The organism is Tenacibaculum sp. M341 (assembly GCF_004337695.1).
Lineage (GTDB): Bacteria > Bacteroidota > Bacteroidia > Flavobacteriales > Flavobacteriaceae > Polaribacter.
Genome location: NZ_SJXJ01000003.1, coordinates 316,669 through 336,164, shown reverse-complemented (window position 1 = coordinate 336,164; position 19,496 = coordinate 316,669). Strand labels below are relative to the sequence as shown.

18 protein-coding genes are annotated in these 19,496 nt (G+C 29.9%); 12 read left to right on the top strand and 6 right to left on the bottom strand.

The window, feature by feature from the left end:
- Positions 1–66: 66 nt before the first annotated feature.
- Positions 67–1,287, bottom strand: a complete 1,221-nt coding sequence (locus tag EYW44_RS05070) for a metallophosphoesterase (protein WP_132722591.1) — start codon at positions 1,285–1,287, stop codon at positions 67–69.
- A 272-nt stretch (positions 1,288–1,559) separates the two neighbouring features.
- On the opposite strand from EYW44_RS05070, the gene EYW44_RS05065 reads away from it, so the two are divergent.
- The 7 genes from EYW44_RS05065 to EYW44_RS05035 all read left to right on the top strand — a co-directional run bounded on the left by EYW44_RS05065 (position 1,560) and on the right by EYW44_RS05035 (position 10,799).
- Positions 1,560–2,579: a matrixin family metalloprotease gene (locus EYW44_RS05065; protein ID WP_132722590.1), complete on the top strand. Its 1,020-nt coding sequence runs from the start codon at positions 1,560–1,562 to the stop codon at positions 2,577–2,579.
- Between the two features lie 404 nt (positions 2,580–2,983).
- Positions 2,984–5,803, top strand: a complete 2,820-nt coding sequence (gene polA, locus EYW44_RS05060; RefSeq protein WP_132722589.1) for a DNA polymerase I — start codon at positions 2,984–2,986, stop codon at positions 5,801–5,803.
- Between the two features lie 10 nt (positions 5,804–5,813).
- Positions 5,814–6,827, top strand: a complete 1,014-nt coding sequence (locus EYW44_RS05055; protein WP_132722588.1) for an SH3 domain-containing protein — start codon at positions 5,814–5,816, stop codon at positions 6,825–6,827.
- Positions 6,828–7,404: 577 nt separating this feature from the next.
- The gene (locus tag EYW44_RS05050) at positions 7,405–7,629 is read left to right on the top strand and encodes a hypothetical protein (RefSeq protein ID WP_132722587.1); all 225 of its coding nucleotides are present in this window, start codon (positions 7,405–7,407) and stop codon (positions 7,627–7,629) included.
- Between the two features lie 82 nt (positions 7,630–7,711).
- A complete protein-coding gene (locus tag EYW44_RS05045; protein WP_132722586.1) occupies positions 7,712–9,040 on the top strand; it encodes a DUF6734 family protein in 1,329 nt (442 codons plus the stop codon).
- A gap of 65 nt (positions 9,041–9,105) precedes the next feature.
- Positions 9,106–9,342 (top strand): hypothetical protein, encoded by a 237-nt coding sequence (locus EYW44_RS05040; RefSeq protein WP_132722585.1) that lies wholly within the window; start codon positions 9,106–9,108, stop codon positions 9,340–9,342.
- 314 nt (positions 9,343–9,656) lie between these two features.
- On the top strand, positions 9,657–10,799 hold the full coding sequence (locus tag EYW44_RS05035) for a hypothetical protein (RefSeq protein ID WP_132722584.1): 1,143 nt from the start codon (positions 9,657–9,659) through the stop codon (positions 10,797–10,799).
- 70 nt (positions 10,800–10,869) lie between these two features.
- Here the strand turns inward: EYW44_RS05035 and EYW44_RS05030 are convergent, their stop codons facing one another.
- The 3 genes from EYW44_RS05030 to EYW44_RS05020 all read right to left on the bottom strand — a co-directional run bounded on the left by EYW44_RS05030 (position 10,870) and on the right by EYW44_RS05020 (position 13,482).
- Complete coding sequence (locus tag EYW44_RS05030; protein WP_132722583.1) at positions 10,870–11,433, bottom strand: uracil-DNA glycosylase family protein; 564 nt, start codon at positions 11,431–11,433, stop codon at positions 10,870–10,872.
- A gap of 326 nt (positions 11,434–11,759) precedes the next feature.
- Complete coding sequence (locus tag EYW44_RS05025) at positions 11,760–12,125, bottom strand: Na(+)-translocating NADH-quinone reductase subunit F (protein ID WP_132722582.1); 366 nt, start codon at positions 12,123–12,125, stop codon at positions 11,760–11,762.
- A 1-nt stretch (position 12,126) separates the two neighbouring features.
- Complete coding sequence (locus EYW44_RS05020; RefSeq protein WP_132722581.1) at positions 12,127–13,482, bottom strand: DEAD/DEAH box helicase; 1,356 nt, start codon at positions 13,480–13,482, stop codon at positions 12,127–12,129.
- Positions 13,483–13,549: 67 nt separating this feature from the next.
- Between EYW44_RS05020 and EYW44_RS05015 the strand changes: the two genes are divergently transcribed.
- The 3 genes from EYW44_RS05015 to EYW44_RS05005 all read left to right on the top strand — a co-directional run bounded on the left by EYW44_RS05015 (position 13,550) and on the right by EYW44_RS05005 (position 15,677).
- Positions 13,550–14,011, top strand: a complete 462-nt coding sequence (locus tag EYW44_RS05015; protein ID WP_132722580.1) for a Na(+)-translocating NADH-quinone reductase subunit F — start codon at positions 13,550–13,552, stop codon at positions 14,009–14,011.
- 75 nt (positions 14,012–14,086) lie between these two features.
- The gene (locus EYW44_RS05010) at positions 14,087–14,896 is read left to right on the top strand and encodes a LytR/AlgR family response regulator transcription factor (RefSeq protein ID WP_132722579.1); all 810 of its coding nucleotides are present in this window, start codon (positions 14,087–14,089) and stop codon (positions 14,894–14,896) included.
- Positions 14,897–15,014: 118 nt separating this feature from the next.
- Complete coding sequence (locus tag EYW44_RS05005) at positions 15,015–15,677, top strand: CPBP family intramembrane glutamic endopeptidase (RefSeq protein WP_132722578.1); 663 nt, start codon at positions 15,015–15,017, stop codon at positions 15,675–15,677.
- Between the two features lie 58 nt (positions 15,678–15,735).
- Here the strand turns inward: EYW44_RS05005 and tig are convergent, their stop codons facing one another.
- Positions 15,736–17,058 carry a trigger factor gene (gene tig / locus EYW44_RS05000; protein WP_132722577.1) on the bottom strand — a complete coding sequence of 441 codons (1,323 nt, stop codon included), beginning with the start codon at positions 17,056–17,058 and terminating at the stop codon, positions 15,736–15,738.
- Between the two features lie 531 nt (positions 17,059–17,589).
- Entirely contained in the window at positions 17,590–17,976 is a 387-nt protein-coding gene (locus EYW44_RS04995) for a hypothetical protein (RefSeq protein ID WP_132722576.1), read from the bottom strand.
- 143 nt (positions 17,977–18,119) lie between these two features.
- Between EYW44_RS04995 and EYW44_RS04990 the strand changes: the two genes are divergently transcribed.
- Entirely contained in the window at positions 18,120–18,377 is a 258-nt protein-coding gene (locus EYW44_RS04990; protein ID WP_132722575.1) for a hypothetical protein, read from the top strand.
- A gap of 224 nt (positions 18,378–18,601) precedes the next feature.
- Complete coding sequence (locus EYW44_RS04985) at positions 18,602–19,411, top strand: TerC family protein (protein ID WP_132722574.1); 810 nt, start codon at positions 18,602–18,604, stop codon at positions 19,409–19,411.
- Positions 19,412–19,496 lie beyond the last annotated feature (85 nt).

Genomic DNA, 19,496 nt, shown 5'->3' with positions numbered 1-19,496 from the left:
TAAAGCGCCTAAATTTACTATTTTTTTATTAAGTAACTATAATAACTCGTTAAAAAACCATTAAAATCAAGCTTTTTTTAACTTTATTACAGTAATTTCAGGCCAAATACCCACTCTTCCCGGAAAAGCATGATACCCAAAACCTCTATTTACATTTATATATCTTCCGAATTCATTGTATAAACCAGCCCATTGCTTATATACATATTGAGAAGGACTCCATCTTAAAAAACCAGGAATTTCAATACCAAATTGCAATCCGTGTGTATGACCACTTAATGTTAATTGATAATTAAAATCGTTCTCCTTTACTTGTACATCCCAATGACTTGGATCGTGACTTAATAAAATTTTAAAATCTTCTTTATTAATCCCTTCAGAAGCCTTTACTAAATCACCTGATTGGTTAAAACCTTTCCCCCAATTTTCTACTCCAACCAACGCAATTCGTTCGCCATTCTTCTCTAAATACCTATTTTCATTCAATAGTAAATCAAACCCTATTTGAGGGTGAATATTCTTAATAGCTTCAAAATTGGCTACTTTATCTTCTTTATTCTTCCAAGTAGCATAATCACCATAATCATGATTTCCTAAAATAGAGAACTTTCCGTCGGGTGCTTTTAACTCTTTAAAAAGCGGAATCCATTCATCCATTTCATGCGCAAAATTATTTACAATATCTCCTGTAAATAAAATAACATCCGATTGCTGCTCATTAATTAAATCAACACCATATTGAATTTTCTCTTTATTATCAAAACTCCCTGAATGAATATCAGTAATTTGAGTAATGGTATAACCATCAAAAGCCTTAGGTAAATCTTTAAACGCTAATTCGTAAGTAATTACTTTAAAATTATAGCGTCCTTTAATAATTCCGTACAAAATACTAGCAAAAGGAATCGCTGCAATACCCAATGCAATCTGTGAAATAAACTTTCTTCTTCCTGCAAGCGGTTTGGTAGCTTCATTAGAAAACGAAGAAGCTATTTTACCTATCACTCTAACAATATCTTCTCCAAATAAAACAATTGATGCAAATAACTTTGGTAGCATTGCTATTAGTAAAAAACCAACAGCCCACTGAAACTGCTTCGTTTGCCCCAACGTTCTATCGTAAGTAAATATCATGTAGAAAAAATTAGCATAAGCAGATAAGCTAAAAAGCAACCATGAGTAGCGAATAATTTTATTTTTGGTAATTGTTTTTACTGCCTGAAAAGCGTAAAACTCAAATGTTATTAGTAGTGTTATAAGTATGATTAGTACTATCCATCTAGACATATTATCCTTTTAAAAATCATACAAAGATAAATTGATTGTATCAATTTATAATCTGAGCGATATTTTTTTAACAGAAAAACAACATCTTCAAAACGCCTTAACTTTTGAGCACACCTTAAAACGTTAAAAGTTTATTTTAAAAGGTTAAAAAATCAAGAATCCAATAACATTCACTACACATATACTATAAACTTAATTACATTTAACCTAAATATTTAAATTTAATTAACTATTTACTCCCAATTAGAAACAATTTTTAAATTTTAATAAAAATGAAAACCATTAAATCAATTTTAACAATCGCTGTTACGGCGAGCTTTATGTTATCATCTTGTAATTCAGAGGAAGAACAGTTACCTAAAGATGAAACTCAAACTTTAAGTAAAAATGACCTAACTTTTAATTTTAAAACAGCCAAAAGTATTCAAGGAAAAGGAATTAATAAAACGCTTGTTGTTGCTGAGGACATTAATACAAAATTAAAAGATTACGGAATTGCTCAAATAGAAATCTATAATCAGGCACATAATCTAGCCGATAAAGACGTACTTACGGTAATACCTATTATTGATGCTTCTAATGAATATAGAACTGGCTTTAGATTTATTCCAAATGATCCAAGAAGAGAAGGCAGAGATAATTTAACTTATGTAGTAGTTTCTGAATTTGCAACGTCGCCTAGCGGAATTCCTTCTGAGCAAATTTTTGACGACATGTATGATGTTTGGGAAAATGCATCTGTTTGTAATAATGTAGCTATTGACAAACAAGCTTTTTCTTTAGCAACAGACGGATTTCCTAGTACTATATTAAATTTAGGAGACGGTGTATCTAGCCCAGTAGCAGACCATAATGTTATAGGGTATATTCCTGCTTTTATCTTCGATTTAATTGGAGCATCATCAACAAATACTTTAGCTGTTAATTTCTCTTTCGGATTTAGAGATGAAAACGGCAACTTTACAGATATAAATGGCGATGGAAAAATAGATTTATCGCACACAGAAACTTGGTTTAACGACAACGTTAATTGGAGTGCAGATGGACTTGCTCCTGGTTCAGTTGATATTGCCTCTGTAGCTTTACATGAATTTGGACATTCTTTAGGTTTAGGACACTCTGGTGTATTAATAGCTTCTGTTAACGAAAACGGACAACCTGATGGTGATTTTCTACAATTTTCTCCTGTTAACGTAATGAATCCTTCTTATATAGGTAACCCTAAAAGAGATTTGGCTGGAGACGATAACTCTATCTATTGCGAGCAGTTTAGCGCTTGGCCTTGGTATTAAATCAATCAAAAATATTTTACAAACCTCTTAAATTAGCTTTAAGAGGTTTTTTTATATACCATTGTATCAATTAATAATCTGAGCGATATTTTTTTAACAGAAAATTTTCATTTATCAATGATCAATGATCGGTGATCAATAAATAGTTATTTAATTTTTACCACTGATATTAGAAGTACAATATTAAATGTTAGAAGCCTGAAGTTGGAAGCTCTAAGTTCTTTTTCAGAAATACTCATAACTACCAGCTTTAAATAATAAGGATATGTTACAATACCGAGTGAAGTACTACAAAATGATAATTGATAGACGAGAACTGAAAAACTGAAACTGATAATTGATCACCGATCATTGTTAATTGATTATTGATTTCGTAGTTTTACAATCTTCAATTTGAACAATACATGGAAACCAAAAAAAGACTTTTTTTATTAGACGCTTACGCATTGATTTTTAGAGGTTATTATGCTTTTATTAAGAACCCTAGAATTAACTCAAAAGGATTAGATACCTCAGCTATTTTAGGTTTTACCAACTCTTTACTTGATGTAATTAAAAGAGAAAAACCAGATTATTTAGCTGTTTGTTTTGATAAAGGCGGTAGTGTTGATAGAGTTGAAGCTTTTCCTGAATATAAATCGAACAGACAAGAAACTCCTGAAGCTATTAAAATAGCAGTTCCTTATATAGAACAAATATTAGAAGCTATGAACATTCCTGCCATTGTAAAAGCAGGGTATGAAGCTGATGATATTATTGGAACTTTAGCTAAAAAAGCTGAAAAAGCAGGATTAGAAACTTACATGGTTACGCCTGATAAGGATTTTGCTCAGTTGGTTTCTGAACATATTTTTATGTATCGTCCGCCAAGAATGGGAAATGGATATGAGAAATGGGGAATTGAAGAAGTAAAAGCGAAGTTTCAAGTAGAACGTCCTGAACAAGTAATAGACTATTTGGGGATGATGGGAGATGCTGTTGATAATATTCCTGGATTGCCTGGGGTTGGTGATAAAACGGCTAAAAAGTTTATTGCTGCCTACGGAAGTATGGAAGGTTTACTTGAAAATGTTCATGAATTAAAAGGAAAGATGAAAGAAAAAGTAGAGGCTAATGCTGAACTTGGTTTACTTTCTAAAAGACTAGCAACTATTATGCTAGATGTTCCTGTAGATTTAGAAGAAGATAAGCTTGTTTTTGAACAACCTAATATTGATAAGACTACTGAAATTTTTAGAGAATTAGAATTCCGTAGACTATCTGATAGTTTTGCTAAAACATTTGGAGCCGCTACTACTCCTGAAAAAATAGCTAGTAGCACTAAAAAATCAACTTCAAATCCAGATCAGTTTGATTTATTTGCTGAACCAGGAAGCGGAAACGCATCTGAAGAAAATAGTGTTAACGGATTTAAAACCATTGAAAACACCTCTCATTTTTATCAGTTAATCAACACTTCTTTAGGTAGAAAGTTACTGTTAGAAAAATTATTATTACAAACTTCTGTTTGTTTTGATACTGAAACAACTGGTTTAAAAGCCTTAGAAGTTGAATTAATTGGTATTGCTTTTTCTTGGGAAACAGGTAAAGGATATTATGTAAACTTTCCAGAAGATCAAGAAGAAACACAACAAATCATTGAAGAGTTCAGACCATTTTTTGAAAATGAAACCATCGAAAAAATTGGTCATAACTTAAAATACGATATTAAAGTATTATCAAACTACAACATTCCGGTTAAAGGAAAATTGTTTGATACCATGATTGCGCATTATTTAATTAATCCAGATATGCGTCATAATATGGATATTCTTTCTGAAACATATTTAAACTACCAACCTGTTCCTATTACCGAACTTATTGGTAAAAAAGGGAAAAATCAACTTTCCATGCGAAGCGTTGAGCTTTCTAAACAAACGGAATATGCTGTTGAAGATGCTGATATAACTTTTCAGTTAAAAGAACATTTTACTAAAGAATTAGAAAGTGGAAATGTTACTTCTTTATTTGATACCGTTGAAACTCCATTAGTTTCTGTTTTAACAGCCATGGAAATTGAAGGTATTAATTTAAATACTGAGTTTTTACAATCGCTGTCTGAAGGATTATCGAATGATATTAAAGATTTAGAAAAGAGTATTTATGAGCAAGCTGGTGAAGAGTTTAATATTGCTTCGCCAAAACAGTTAGGTGTTGTTTTATTTGAAAATATGAAGCTGGTAGACAAACCTAAGAAAACTAAAACAGGACAATACTCTACTGCTGAAGATGTGTTATCATTCTTAGCAAAAGATCATAAAATTATCCGCGATATTCAATTATATCGTCAGTATAAAAAATTACAAAGTACGTATGTAGATGCTTTACCTGCTGAAATTAATCCGAAAACAGGAAGAGTACATACCGTTTATGCACAAGCAGTAGCTGCTACAGGAAGGTTAAGTTCTAACAATCCGAACTTACAAAACATTCCAATTCGTACTAAAAGAGGACAAGAAGTTAGAAAAGCTTTTGTTCCTAAAGATGAAAACTATGTGTTGTTAGCTGCGGATTATAGTCAGATAGAATTACGAATTATTGCTGCTTTAAGTGAAGAAGAAACGATGATTAAAGCTTTCCAAGATGGCGAAGATATTCATGCTTCTACTGCTGCAAAAGTTTTTGATGTTGCCTTAGAAGATGTTACTCGTGAGCAACGTAGTAATGCCAAAACAGTTAACTTCGGAATTGTTTATGGGGTTTCTGCTTTTGGATTAAGTAATCAAACAGATTTATCTCGTAAAGAGGCTAAAGCTTTAATTGACACCTATTATGAAACCTATCCGAAATTACGTAACTACATCTCTACTCAAGTAGATTTTGCTCGTGAAAACGGATATGTTGAAACTGTTTTAGGTAGAAGAAGATATTTAAAAGATATTAACTCAAGAAACGCTATTGTTCGTGGTGCTGCTGAACGAAATGCGGTAAATGCACCTATTCAGGGTAGTGCGGCAGATATTATTAAACTAGCCATGATTAATATTCATAAGCGTTTTGAGCAAGAAAACTTTAAATCGAAAATGCTTTTACAAGTGCATGATGAATTGGTTTTTGATGCTCATAAAGAAGAACTTGAAACCATACAACCTATCATAAAACAAGAAATGGAAAATGCTTTTAAACTAGCTGTTCCTTTAGATGTTGAAATTGGTTTAGGTAGTAACTGGTTAGAAGCGCATTAAAAAATATGCTATGAAATTGAAATTAATTGTTACTATTCTTTTTTTAAGTTCTTACTGTTTTTCTCAAGACGAAAATTTTAAATATGTAACTGCTTTTAATGGTTTAGTTATTAGAGACCAACCATCTATCAACGGCAATAAAATTGGAAAAATATCATATAGATCGAGAATAAATGTAATTCAAAAAACATCTAAAAAGTTTATTTTTAATGAAAATGGATACAAAATATATGGTGAATGGGTCCAAATTGATAATAGCGAAGTAACCAACACTCCCAGCTATGTTTTTGATGGTTTTTTAAAATCTAAAGAGGAACTTCAGAATTCTTATGAGTTAATAGAGTATAAATCTGACTCAACACTTAATCATTTTCAAGGTGTTTACGAACTTAATCATGGCTATTATGGTATTTTACTTGAAAGTTTTTTCGAAAAATACAGCTTAGAATATGACTATACAGCTATCATGAAATACCATGCTAATAATGAAGATACTGAAGTAAAAATAGACGAACTTTTATTTAACAATCCTATCGGATCATTTTTTTCAAATCAAAAAATAACAAAAAACATCAATCATTTTAAAAATAAATTTTGGTACGTTTACTACGAAAAAGGAGTTAGAAAAGTAAACATTAGTGATGTTATTTTTAGAAGTGATGGTTGTGGTGAAGGCTTACAAGGTGTTCTTGTTTTTGACAATCTCTACCCTGAATTAGGCGAACCTATTTTAGCTTCAGAAAAAAAACTATCATTAAGCTTTAAAAACTATAAAAAAGCTGAAGCTCAAAAAAACAATTATACAAACCTAAACCTATGGAGAGATTGTTCCTTTGATGGGGACAGCCAACATGTAAAGGTTTTTGCTAAATACAATGATCTTTACTTTGGCTACAGAAATCAAAATGATATTGATATACGTGAAGGAGAAGATCCTTTTAGAGTAATATTTAAAATTAAAAATGATAAAATAATTCATCACTATGACAACTTCCTAGATTTATTCGGTTGCTCATGTGAATAATATTTAATCTTATTACCAAAACACAAAACCCGCTAAAACACAATTGTTTTAACGGGTTTTTATCGTAGTAATCCCCTTTTAACATCTTTGATGATGTTACTCAAAAGTAACTATTGACTGATAAAAACCTTCAAAAACACTTCCCAGTTACACAAAATACTTTCCGAAATAACATTTGGCTCAATTATTAACAAACAACAACGCCTAATTCATTTTTAATAATAAAACCAACCAATTTCTGACAAATCGAGATAAAAAAAGTTAAAAAACAAGAATTTATCAACACGAAATCGAAATAGTAAAAACCTACATTTAAACTACTTAAGTTTTTATCCTACATTTAAAGAGAACTATGTTATAGGATCATGAAAAATTCTATTTGATAAGACAACTTGTAATACACCCTCTTTATTACTTCACTTTTTCTTTAAAAATAGTAGCGACACTTTGAGAAGTTCAACCTTTTAAAATTAGAATTAAAACTGTTGTACAACGAAGACCAATACATATGTCTTAAAACTAATGATAGCGGAAACCGAAAAGCTATATGAGTAGGTCAAACTTAATTAATTTAAAAATGAAAAAAAACATTTTAAATCAAATCAAAGCAAACATCCTTACTAAAGAGGAGAAGAAAACTATTGTAGGAGGGTATGATGGATCATTTACAGGAAGCTGTTCTTTTATTATTTGTAGTGGTAATAATGGAGCACTAGCATACAAACCTGGATGCCCAACTTATAGTTCTGGAAGAAGATTGTATGTATACAATCCAAATCCTTCTTTATTCTGCTGGGAATAAAATAAACAAAGCGACATATATGAAGACTCTTCTATTGGAAGAGTCTTTTCATCAATTTCACCTACCTAAACACTTATTTTAAATGAAAGTAATACAAAGTTTCTGGTCGAAACCCAGTACAGAACATTCAGATGATCTTAATTCTAGATTTAAAGGCGGTTGGCTAAAACAGAAATATTCTTTTTACAGCCAAGCATTAAGCTGTTTAACTTTTAAAGAGTTTTATGGTAATGTTGAATTATATACTGATGAACAAGGAAAAGAACTTTTAGTAGATATTTTAAACATTCCGTACACTAAAACCCATGTTACCTTAAACGAAATTGACTCATACAACTCTAAATTATGGGCACTTGGTAAAGTTTTTACGTATGCTGAGCAAAAAACACCTTTTATTCATGCTGATTCAGATGTTTTTATTTGGAAAAAATTACCCGAATCTCTTACATCTTCAGAAGTTTTTACTCAAAATATAGAGGTAAATTTCCCTGCTTATGAAAAAGCTCTAAACGATATTTTTATTCACTTTGATTGGATTCCAACAGAATTAGTCAACTCATTATACAAACATCAAAAAATACATGCATTTAACGCAGGTATTATTGGTGGAAAGCATTACAAATTCTTTCAAAAATTAAAAGATACCGTGTTAGATTTCATCAATAAAAACACTCATATTTTAGAAAAAATAGACATCGGTATTTTCAATACTATCTTTGAACAACAATTAGGCTATGCCATTGCTGAGAAAAATAATATTCCTATTAATTATTTTTTAGAAGATGTAGACACTGATTTTTCTAAAGTTATTAATTTCCATATAGTTCCTTTTACCTCACAGTATGTGCATTGTATAGGTTATGCTAAAAGATCTGTTTTTGCTTGTGAACAATTAGAAGCCCGATTAAAATACCATTATCCAGAATTCTATACTGAACTAAACAATCGACTACAACATCATTTTACAGACAGTTCTTTTGAATGTGATTTTACTAAAGAAAGATTCGATTATTTATTTAAGATTTACGAGTGGCTAGAGGATAAAACTGTTGAAGATATATTTAACACCACTTTTCAACTGAACTCAACAGCTGAATTTATTGAAGAGGAAGAAGCGTATTATATAAACTATAAATTACCTCAGAATAATAAACTACGAAAAGAAAAACTAGAAGATTGGATGGTTATTCTACTTTATTTTGAAACTGAAACTTCTGTAAAAGAGTTATACAATGAACTTAGTGAGGATGAAGATTTTTTGAAACAAACCAACAAAAAAGAGCTAAAAGATAAATTAATATCATTTGTTATGGACAAATCTATGTTGCTAGAAATTTTAATTCCTACTCCACTCTTATCAACATACAACAGCATATACACAGCACAAAATGTAGCAAATGCTACTTTATAAATATACTTAAATAGCGGTAGCCAAAAAGCTTTATGAGTAGGCATTAATTAATCAACTTTATAAAAATGAAAAAAAACATTTTAAAACAAATTAAGGCAAACATCCTTACAAAAGAAGAAAAGAAAACTATTGTAGGAGGTTATGATGGTTCTTATGTAGATAGCTGGCCATGTTCTTTTATTATTTGTGGTGGTCCAGGAAATACGGCTGGTAGAGCATATAAGCCAGGATGTCCATCAACGAACAATGGTTGGAGACTTTATGTATACAAACCAAATCCATCTTTATTCTGCTGGGAATAACCTAAAAAACAAATTTCAGAGATTCTTTATCCACAAAGAATCTCTTTTAAATTATATACCATTTAAGCTACAAAAAGTAAAACATGCTTCTTTAAATTATTTAATTAAAAATTTAAAAGAGTTATTTTACGAATACCATAAAAAAGCACACAGAAAATCATTAAGCTATCAAAAACCACTCAATTATCTAGACAAAAACTAAACACCTATCATATATAGCGCTTATTCAAGGTTAAAAGCACTCATTTTTCAATACATTTAAAAAAACCAAACGGTAAAATTTAGTGTTTCAACCGTTTTTAACCCCTAAATCAATGAAAAAAATCATCCTTTTATCCTACTCTTTGCTTGCTTTTTCACTTATTAAATGTAGCAGTAATGAAATTACTTCAAACGAAACATCAGATGAACTAACCATAAGCAATCATCTTAACAATGAAGGTACTACAACATCACAAACAGGAAATATAGCAATCACCTCAAACTGTAGTCCTTTAAATGATATTCTTTTTGATACACGTGTAAATAACACTCCAAAAGAAGTAAATAGAAATGCTTTTGGAATGAAATCTTGGAAAATTGTCAACTCTTTATCTGATGAATTTAATTATCCTGGAGGAAAGAGTTCTCCTGAATACAATCAAAAATGGAAACCTGGATTTGTTAATAGTTATACCGGACCATTACCAACTGTATGGACTGGTGAGCAAGTTACATTTGAAACCATATATGGAAGCAATCGCGCACTAGTTCTTTCAGCAAAAGAAAACGGAGTTGGAAATAATAGAACATTAGCCTGTGGTATGATTACTAGTAGAGGAAAAAGTAGCTACCCTTTATTTCAGGAAGCGAAAGTAAAAATAAGTAGTTCTCAATTAGCAAATGCTGTATGGATGTTAAGTGATGACCCAGGAACCACCGAAGAAATAGACAACCTTGAAGCTTATGGTCCTAGATTACTACCAGACGGAACTGAATGTGCTAATCCTTATTTTGCTGATAGAATACACTTAAGCCATCATACTTTTGCCAATATAGGAGGAGAAAGAAAAGATTATCAGCCTAAAATACAAACATGGATGTCTCGAAAGAAAACTACCAATGATTGTACTCGTGAAAATGATGTAGTTTGGAGTGAAGATTATCATTATTTTGGTGTAAAATGGGTAAGTCCTACAAGGCTTGACTATTTTGTAGATGGTAAACTAGTTAAAACCGTGAATGGTTTAAGAATAGAAGATGGTATTGACCCTAGAAGCTACACAAAATGTGGTGATGGTTTAACCAGAGAAATGCATATGATTATAAGTCAGGCTTCACAAGTATGGAGATATGGAGGTGCTGAAAACTTTTGGAATAGTTCTGATATAAAAACTGGAGATAACACTAAAATGAAAATTGATTGGATTAGAGTATATTCTCCTACAGGAGATGAAAACAGAAGGAGTTGTGATTAAAACATCTATTTTATAATAAAGAAATTACTTTAAAGTCCGGAATTTAGTATATGCTTGTTTCGGATTTTTATTATAGTACTTTTTTCACTCTATTTCTTAAAATAGGTACTACGCTATCTTCAAACCAACCATTTTTTTGAAGCCAAAAACGATTTCTAGGTGAAGGATGCGGTAATACAAAGTACTTAGGTAAATACTCTTCAAAATTACTCACCGTTTCTGTGAGTGTTTTTTTAGCATTCTCTTTTAAATAATATTTTTGAGCATACATACCGATCAATAACACTAGATCAATCTCATTCATATTATCAAAAAGAGGTTGATGCCATTGAGGTGCACATTCTTTTCTTGGCGGCAAATCTCCTGTTTTTCCTTTTCCAGGATAACAGAAACCCATTGGTACAATTCCAAAAAGAGTTTCATCGTAAAACTGTTCATCTGTTACATCCAACCATTTTCTTAATTGCCTACCACTGGCATCGTTCCATGGAATACCTGATGCATGTACTTTAGTTCCTGGTGCTTGACCAATAATAATAATCTTTGATTTTTTACTAACTTGTATAACAGGATTAGGTGTAAGATGTTCTTTACACAAACTGCACTCTCGAATATTTTTTAGAAGGGTTTTCAAAATATTTATGATATGGATAAACAAAAAACGCTTATTACAAATTTAGTAATAAGCGCCTTTGTTAATAGTTTTTTTAACTCTTAATTTCTTATTGCGTAGCTAGCTGCGCTACCAAAATCTGAAAGTAGTACGATAAAACTTCTAAAAAAACTACTAACTCTCTTAAGTAATAATTTCCCCATAATAGTTAATAATTTAAAAATAATCCCAACACAAATATAATTGATTAACATGGTATTATGGCAGGAAAAAACCCTTTTTGTACTATATGTTAAAAAATGATTATGTTTGGTTAAAATTAAGTGTATTATGCAATCATTTATTAATCAACCAGATAACTTCAAGAAGTCTTCAAAAGCAATATAGTATGGTTTATCTTTAATAACAGGTAAATCTACACTCTCTGCATTGGCTATTCCAACACCTGCATACCAAACTTTTGCATGTTGTTTTTTAGCATGTTCTTTAAAAGTTTCCATCCATAAAACATCATAATCATTTGGGTTTTGTAAATTTTTAGTAGCCTTTACTAAAACAAAAATAGTAGGTTCTCCTTTTTTGAATAAAACAAACTGTGGATGTTTTTTTAACTTACTATTTACTGCCACAAACTCATAGCCCATTTCTTGCAACTTTTTGCCAATAAAATTCATTGCCAAATTATGTAACTCTTGCTCTGTAAGTATGTGCATTTTATTTTCGCTTGTTTCTTTTGTTATAGTTTTTGTCCCCTTTTGTTTTAGGTTTCTTATATTTTTTTGCAATCTCTCTTCGGTAACTACCTCCTAAATTCACCTTTTTATTCTTTTCTTTTTTCTCGTGAAAAGCTGGTCCAGGTACATATTCTTGAGAAGTTCTGTTTTTAGATTGTTCTCTTTCTTCTTTAGGACGCTCCTCTTCTGTAAGTTGTTTTGATATTACCACAGTTTCAGGTATTTCAGAAAGAGGCACTGTATAATCCATTAACTCCTCTATTCTATTTTTGGCTTCCTGCTCTTTTTCTGTAGATAATAAAATAGCAGTTCCTTTATGTTCTGCACGTCCTGTTCTTCCTATTCGGTGCATATAGTTTTCTGGGAAATGAGGCGTATTAAAATTAATTACATGTGTAATCTCTTTTAAATCCAATCCTCTAGCAATTACATCTGTTGCTATTAAAATTCGATGTTTTCCTTCATTAAAGTTTTCTATAGAACGAATACGATAATTTTGAGTTTTATTGGAATGAATTACACATGTTTGTCCTGGAAATTCTTCATCTAACAAATTAAAAATTCGATCTGCATTTCTCTTATTCGGAGCAAAAATTAATACCTTACTATATACTGTTTTATCAAAAAGTAAGTGGTTTATTAAATTAATTTTTGTGTAAAAATTAGGAACATTATATGCTTTTTGCTCTATATTATCTAGTGGAGTACCACTTACGGCTATTGCTATTTTTTTAGGCGATAAAAAGTAATCATCAATTAAAGCTTCAACATCTTCAGTCATTGTTGCAGAAAACATAATATTTTGTCTTCTTGGCGGTAATAAATCGAAAATATTTAATAATTGAAAACGAAATCCTAGATCCAACATTACATCTACTTCGTCAATAACTAATTTCTGTACCGATTTTAGTTTTAAAACTCTACTTAATGCTAAATCATATATTCGTCCTGGAGTAGCAACTATAATGTCGCTTCCTAGAGCCACGGCTTCTTTGTGTCTATTTAAATTTACACCACCATACACTCCTAAAACTCTAAGTGTAATGTATTTTGATAGCTTTTCAATTTCTTCAACAACCTGAATTACTAGTTCTCTAGTAGGAACTAAAATCACTACTCTAGGTGTTAGTTGTTTTGAAAATTTTAAATCTCTTAAAATAGGCAATACATAGGCAAATGTTTTACCTGTACCTGTTTGTGCTATTCCTACTACGTCTTTTCCTGATCTTACTATAGGGAAAGCTTCTTCTTGAACTGGAGTTGGCGATACAAAGCCTAAATCTTCAATTGCGTTTCTTAAAGGATTAGATAAATCTAAATCGTTGAAAGTCGTCATTTAACTCAATTTGTGCAAAGGTACAACCAATATTTTGTATATTTATACGTGTAAAATAGTAATGTAGATGAAAACTCCTAAACGTTTAGAACTGGCTTTGATAAAACTATACAACGCATTCCATAATGATGAGTTAAACCCTGAGTGTTGCTCGGCTTGTGCAGTAGGTAATATTTTAGATAATCATGATAGTTGGAAACATTTATCTGACGATCATGGCTCTACAAATTTAAGCTACGTAGGTAGAGTTCATCAGCGATTAGGAAGAACTTTTAATGGCTATACTCCTCTTGAATTACTTCTTATTGAAAAAACATTTTTAGAAGCTTGTGGCTTTACCGTTCCTTTAAACCATTACAATCCGAAACCAAATAACACAAACGACAAAGACACTTTATTTAATGGTTTATGCGCTGTTGTTAGTTATTTATGCGAATTAGAAAACATTAATAATGTTATGGATTATTCTAAGATTTTTGAATATGAAAATGAAAATCCTGTTTACAAGTTTGATGTTATTTATCAATAAAACATCTTAAATTCTTTTTAGAAATCCTTTTATTAAAAAGGTTCTTATTGGTTAATATTATTATTTTGCGTTTTAATGAAACTTATAAACTCAAGATATAAATTAAGTAATAGCCAAATTAGAAACTTTGTTTTTCTTGTTTTACTATCTTTATTAACCAGTCACCTAACTGATTATGATTATTTTTCAGATGATGAAACTTATAATTTCCCTTGGGTATCTACAATTACATCCATTCTAATAGGTACTGTAATTGGTTTTATTGCTGACTTCAATTTTAAATATTATAAAGTAAATATTTTTACAAAAACCATCTCTCCAAAAACTATCGCTAATTATTTTGTTACTACACTAGGGTATATTACTATCTGTTATATTCCTTTTTACTTTGTCGCTATTTTTTTAGCAGATGAAAGCTTTATTTTTTACTATTTGTTAGTGGGCTTATTAATTACATTGTTATTGAGCAGCATTGCTATAGCAATTTTATACGGTGAAAAACTTTATAAAATTCACAAAAAAAATATTAATAACGGCAAATTAGCGGTAACTAGAAATGGTAAAACTACAATGATTGACTATAGTAAAATTGCTTATTTTTATAGTACCGATAAAATAGTTTCTATTATTACAACCGATCAAAAATCTATTACTTCAGATTTTACTCTTCAGAATTTAGAAAAAAAACTAGCTTCTACTCTTTTTTTTAGAGCTAACAGACAAGTAATAATTCATGCTAGAGCTGTTGATAAAATAACCCCTGACACCAACGGAAAACTTAGCATTACTTTACAACCGAACCTTCTATCAAACGAAAATTCAGAAATCATAATTAGCCGATATAAAAAAAAGGAATTTATAGAATGGTTTGACAACCAAATCTAAAAAATATAGACGACCATTCAGTGATTATTTTGCTACCATTCGGTAAAAACCCAATAAAAGTAGTAGTTATAGCCTTTTAATTGTTCTTGTTTTGTTGTTGAATTTAATAAACAATATTATGAATTTTCAATCATTTAAAACTATTATTTTACCAATAACTACCATACTTTTCATTTTTATTTTATGGAAATCACCTCTTAATATTGATTATTTTGACACTATAATAGCAACAATTATTGTATTATTGGTTAGTTTAATTGAGTATAAGAAAACCTTCATAAAAAGCCTGGGTTTTAATGCTGAAAACTTCACCGCAAAAAAAATACTGATTAAAGCTCCTATAATTGCCTTTGTTCTTTTTTTAGTTTACTACTATATTTTAATTCCTTCTGTAACTTTTTTCACCAAAGCTCCTATTGATTTTTCCGATTTTGACACTATAAAAAACGATTATACTTTATTTTTTATTTCTATTATATTCATATGGATTTCTGCTGCTTTTGGTGAAGAAATAGTTTGGAGAGGTTATTTTATGAAACAATTCACTAAACTATTTGGTAAAACAAATATTGCTTTACTTATAAATATTCTTCTTTTTGGAGTTTTATTTGGGTACTTACATTCGTATCAAGGAATAACAGGTCAAATTATAACAGGCATACTAGGTATTGTACTCTCTATTATATTTCATTTTAATAAAAATGATTTATGGACCAACATAGCCATTCATGGCTTTTTTGATTCATTTGCCTTAATAGCATTGTATTTAGATTTCTTATAAAAAAATAAAGCCGATGTGTTTAAACATCGGCTTTAATAATTAAATATATCTGTTAATTTTATTTGTAAACTTCTTTAATAAAGTCTTCGTAGCTTACCTCTTTAGTTTTAAACTTCATATTTTCTTTGTAGAAACCTAAAAGTTTTTGAGATAATAATTGAGTTTGTAAACGTTGTGCTTCGTCTTTGTTAGATAATACTCTACCAGCGATATCGTTTAATTCCTCTTCAGATGGGTTCATGTTTCCGAATTGAGCCATTTGAGCCTTGATAAATCCTTTAGCGTATTCTAATAACTCAGCATACTCTAATTTGATATCGTTATCTCTCATAATCTTTCCTTCGATTAATTGATAACGTAATCCTTTTTCAGATTTGTTATACTCTTCTAAAGCTTCTTCAGAAGTTAATTCTTTTTCACCAGCAGTTTGTAACCACTTTTGTAAAAACTCTGCAGGTAAATCAAACTTAGTAGTATCAACTAAATGCTCAGTTACTGCATTTAATAATTGTTGATCTGCTTGTTGTTGGAATTGTCCTTCAGCATCAGCCTTAATTTTGTCTCTTAACTCAGTAACAGTCTTAACGCTTCCATCAGCAAATAATTTTTCAAATAACTCTTGATCTAAATCTGCTAATTCAGTCTTACTGATTTCTTCTACAGTAAAAGTAACTTTTACATCTAAGTCTTTAGCATCCTCTGCAGATACACCTAAAACTTGTTGTAATTTAGTATCTTCTTCGAAAAGTTTCTTAGTATCTAACTCAATAACATCACCAACCTTAGCACCGATGAATTTCTTTTCGTTTTTCTTTCCTTTTAAATCGTTAACTAAAAATGTAGATTTTTTATTGATCTCTTTTTCTTCGTTAACAAAAGTACCAGTAACATTTGAATGCTCTTCAGCTGTTTCTAATGTTATTAACTTACCGTAACGTGTTTGAATATTTTCTACTTCTTTATCTAATAAATCGTCAGTAGCAACAATCTTATAATCTACAATCTTGTTTTTTCCTTCTACATCAACATCAAATTCAGGAGCTAAACCTAATTCAAATTCAAAAGAAAACTGATCCGCATCCCAAGAAAAATCGTCTTTTACAACAGGTAATGGATTTCCTAGAATATCTAATTTTTCTTCTACTAAAAACTTATTTAAACTCTCTTGTAAAAGCTTGTTTATTTCATCAATCATCACTGATTTACCATACTGCTTCTTTACCATTCCCATTGGTACATGACCTTTTCTAAATCCAGGAATGTTTGCTTTTTTACGATAATCGTTTAAAACTTCAGTTACTTTTTCTTTGTAGTCTTCAGCTACAATATCAACTTTTACAATTGCATTTAATGCGTCTACGTTTTCTTTTGTAATATTCATTTTAGTATTATCTTCTTAAAAAAATTGGGTGCAAAATTACTATTTTTATATTTGACTACCAAGTGTTTTATTTAATTGAATTCAAGTTATTTATATATCTTGGCAAGTTTAGTTTTTTTATTTTAAGAAAAGTTTAATTTTAAACTAAAACTTCAATCATTGCAGTGCTATTTGAAAAACAATCTTATTTCAACTCATTTTAATAGTCGTTTTTTAAAATTGAAAAAAGTTAATTTCTAATTGTTTTTTGTTCGTTTACCTTATTACTAAAAGATCTATTTTTAAATATTAAAACACATGAAACTAACATAATTCTACTTTTTATTAACTTTTTTTCTTTTTAGAGTTGTTTAAGTAAAAATTAAAAGTATATTTGTATTAACAAAGAAGCATTCGGGGGAATGCCGATTTATTCTAAGATGCATGGTATACAGATTGAAGGGTGTACTGTGTGTCTTTTTTTATTTAAAAAAACACCGCTAAAAAAGTGGCTCAATTCACCAGTAAAATCAATAGAAATTAAAACTTGTTCTAGTTAGAATCTTTAAGAAGTTCAGAAATTTTATTTATCAACACTTCACCTACTTCTGCATCATCAGATAAAAGCCTGATCAATTTATCTTTAATAATACCATCTGCTCTTTGATATTCCAATGGCGATTCTGATAAAAGATTCTTAATTTGATCTTTTTTCAGCATTTCTTCCTTCCCTGTAAGTAGCCAAGTTGGATTAATTTCTGGAAAAGAATTTAGAATTTTGTTTAACACATTACTTTTAAACGACGCTTTTCTTCTAATTGAAGTTCCTATCGAATTATTTGACACACCAATAACATCTTCAAAAGATTTGATCTTCAACTTCTTATACATAATCACTTCCTCTACCCTCTTGTATGTGTCGTCAATAAATTCGCTCATTCAGAAAACTTTTTTCTAAAAAATATTGTTTTTGTTATTTTTATTAGAATTTTGTTTGTAAATTTATATTATCGCAAGTACAAAACTCGTACAAATATAAATTAAATGTGATGCCTATTACCTAAAAACAACAAATAGTTTTTATGATTACATCAATGCAACGAGAAGAACTAGAAAAAATTAAACCTCCAAAGTATAGAGAAAAAGTGAAAGAACATTTAAGCAAAAATAACTTACATTTTTCATTAGAAACTATACAAAAGGTGTATTCTGGTAAACGAAATAACATAGAAATTGCAAAAGCAATAATTACAGTTTTTAAAAACTACATGAAAGAACAAGAAGAAATTAACAACGAAATTAACCTCATTACAAACCATGCTAAAAAAGAAATCCCCTAAAGTTTTTTCTTTTTACATAATATCTAAAACTTAGAGGCGAGGTTTTAAACGAGGCGGTTACTTTATGAAAATATTTACTGTCTCGTTTTTTTTAACAATCACCCTAACCACATACTTTTTTCTCCTAAAACAAAACAATATTAAAATCTAGAATTAGAGAATTCGTTTGAAAGTTTATGTTATTTCAGCTAAATTAGCCGCTAAACAAATAAAAAAAATTTCACATGGGTCAGATCATTTTCACGCTTTTAATGCTTGTTTTACTGCAAGCAGTATTAGGTTTTGACAATTTATTATACATTTCTTTAGAATCTAAAAAAGCTCCTGAATCAGATCAGAAAAGAGTTAGAAAAGTAGGTATTTTAATCGCCATTGCTTTAAGAATTGTATTACTATTCGTTTTAGTATCAATTATTGATTTTTTCCAAGAACCTTTTTCTTGGTTATCGGGCGGAATTAAAGACGTTGTTAAATTTGCTTTCAATGGACATAGTTTAATTGTATTAGCTGGTGGTGGTTTCATCATTTACACAGCCATTAAAGAAATTTGGCACATGATTGCCATAAACAATTTAGATCATAACGTTGAAGGAGACGGAAAAAAATCAAAATCTCCAAATGCAGTTATCGTTAGTATTGTAATAATGAATCTTGTTTTTTCTTTTGACTCTATTTTAGCCGCTATTGGTTTAACTAGCGAAATAGAAAATTCTACAACAGCTTTTATTGTTATGGCAATAGCAATTGTTGCCAGCGGACTATTAATGTTATTTTTAGCTGATAGAATTTCTGCTTTTTTAGCAAAAAACAGAATGTACGAGGTTTTAGGTCTTTTTATCTTATTAGTGGTAGGTATTATGCTTATTACTGAAGGAGGACATTTAGCTCACATAAAATTATTTGGTAATCCGATTGAACCAATGAGTAAAACAACTTTCTATTTTGTTATTGTTGCTTTAGTTATTGTTGATGTGGTTCAAGGAAGATATCAAAAGAAATTATTAAAAGAGCAAGCGCAAAACAAAGCTTCATAAAATAGTTTTTACATAAAAATAAAAAGAGACAGTGTTTTCAAACACTGTCTCTTTTTATTTTGTCAGAACCTATTAAGAAGGTTAT

Excerpts from the sequence above, each read along its gene's own strand:
- EYW44_RS05065 (WP_132722590.1), top strand. The coding sequence starts at position 1,560 with ATGAAAACCATTAAATCAATTTTAACAATCGCTGTTACGGCGAGCTTT.
- EYW44_RS05025 (WP_132722582.1), bottom strand. The coding sequence starts at position 12,125 with ATGCACATACTTACAGAGCAAGAGTTACATAATTTGGCAATGAATTTT.
- EYW44_RS05070 (WP_132722591.1), bottom strand. The coding sequence starts at position 1,287 with ATGTCTAGATGGATAGTACTAATCATACTTATAACACTACTAATAACA.
- EYW44_RS04985 (WP_132722574.1), top strand. The coding sequence starts at position 18,602 with ATGGGTCAGATCATTTTCACGCTTTTAATGCTTGTTTTACTGCAAGCA.
- EYW44_RS05010 (WP_132722579.1), top strand. The coding sequence starts at position 14,087 with ATGAAACTTATAAACTCAAGATATAAATTAAGTAATAGCCAAATTAGA.
- EYW44_RS05035 (WP_132722584.1), top strand. The coding sequence starts at position 9,657 with ATGAAAAAAATCATCCTTTTATCCTACTCTTTGCTTGCTTTTTCACTT.
- EYW44_RS05045 (WP_132722586.1), top strand. The coding sequence starts at position 7,712 with ATGAAAGTAATACAAAGTTTCTGGTCGAAACCCAGTACAGAACATTCA.
- tig (WP_132722577.1), bottom strand. The coding sequence starts at position 17,058 with ATGAATATTACAAAAGAAAACGTAGACGCATTAAATGCAATTGTAAAA.
- EYW44_RS05055 (WP_132722588.1), top strand. The coding sequence starts at position 5,814 with ATGAAATTGAAATTAATTGTTACTATTCTTTTTTTAAGTTCTTACTGT.
- EYW44_RS05050 (WP_132722587.1), top strand. The coding sequence starts at position 7,405 with ATGAAAAAAAACATTTTAAATCAAATCAAAGCAAACATCCTTACTAAA.
- EYW44_RS04995 (WP_132722576.1), bottom strand. The coding sequence starts at position 17,976 with ATGAGCGAATTTATTGACGACACATACAAGAGGGTAGAGGAAGTGATT.
- EYW44_RS05040 (WP_132722585.1), top strand. The coding sequence starts at position 9,106 with ATGAAAAAAAACATTTTAAAACAAATTAAGGCAAACATCCTTACAAAA.
- EYW44_RS05005 (WP_132722578.1), top strand. The coding sequence starts at position 15,015 with ATGAATTTTCAATCATTTAAAACTATTATTTTACCAATAACTACCATA.
- polA (WP_132722589.1), top strand. The coding sequence starts at position 2,984 with ATGGAAACCAAAAAAAGACTTTTTTTATTAGACGCTTACGCATTGATT.
- EYW44_RS05020 (WP_132722581.1), bottom strand. The coding sequence starts at position 13,482 with ATGACGACTTTCAACGATTTAGATTTATCTAATCCTTTAAGAAACGCA.
- EYW44_RS04990 (WP_132722575.1), top strand. The coding sequence starts at position 18,120 with ATGATTACATCAATGCAACGAGAAGAACTAGAAAAAATTAAACCTCCA.
- EYW44_RS05015 (WP_132722580.1), top strand. The coding sequence starts at position 13,550 with ATGAAAACTCCTAAACGTTTAGAACTGGCTTTGATAAAACTATACAAC.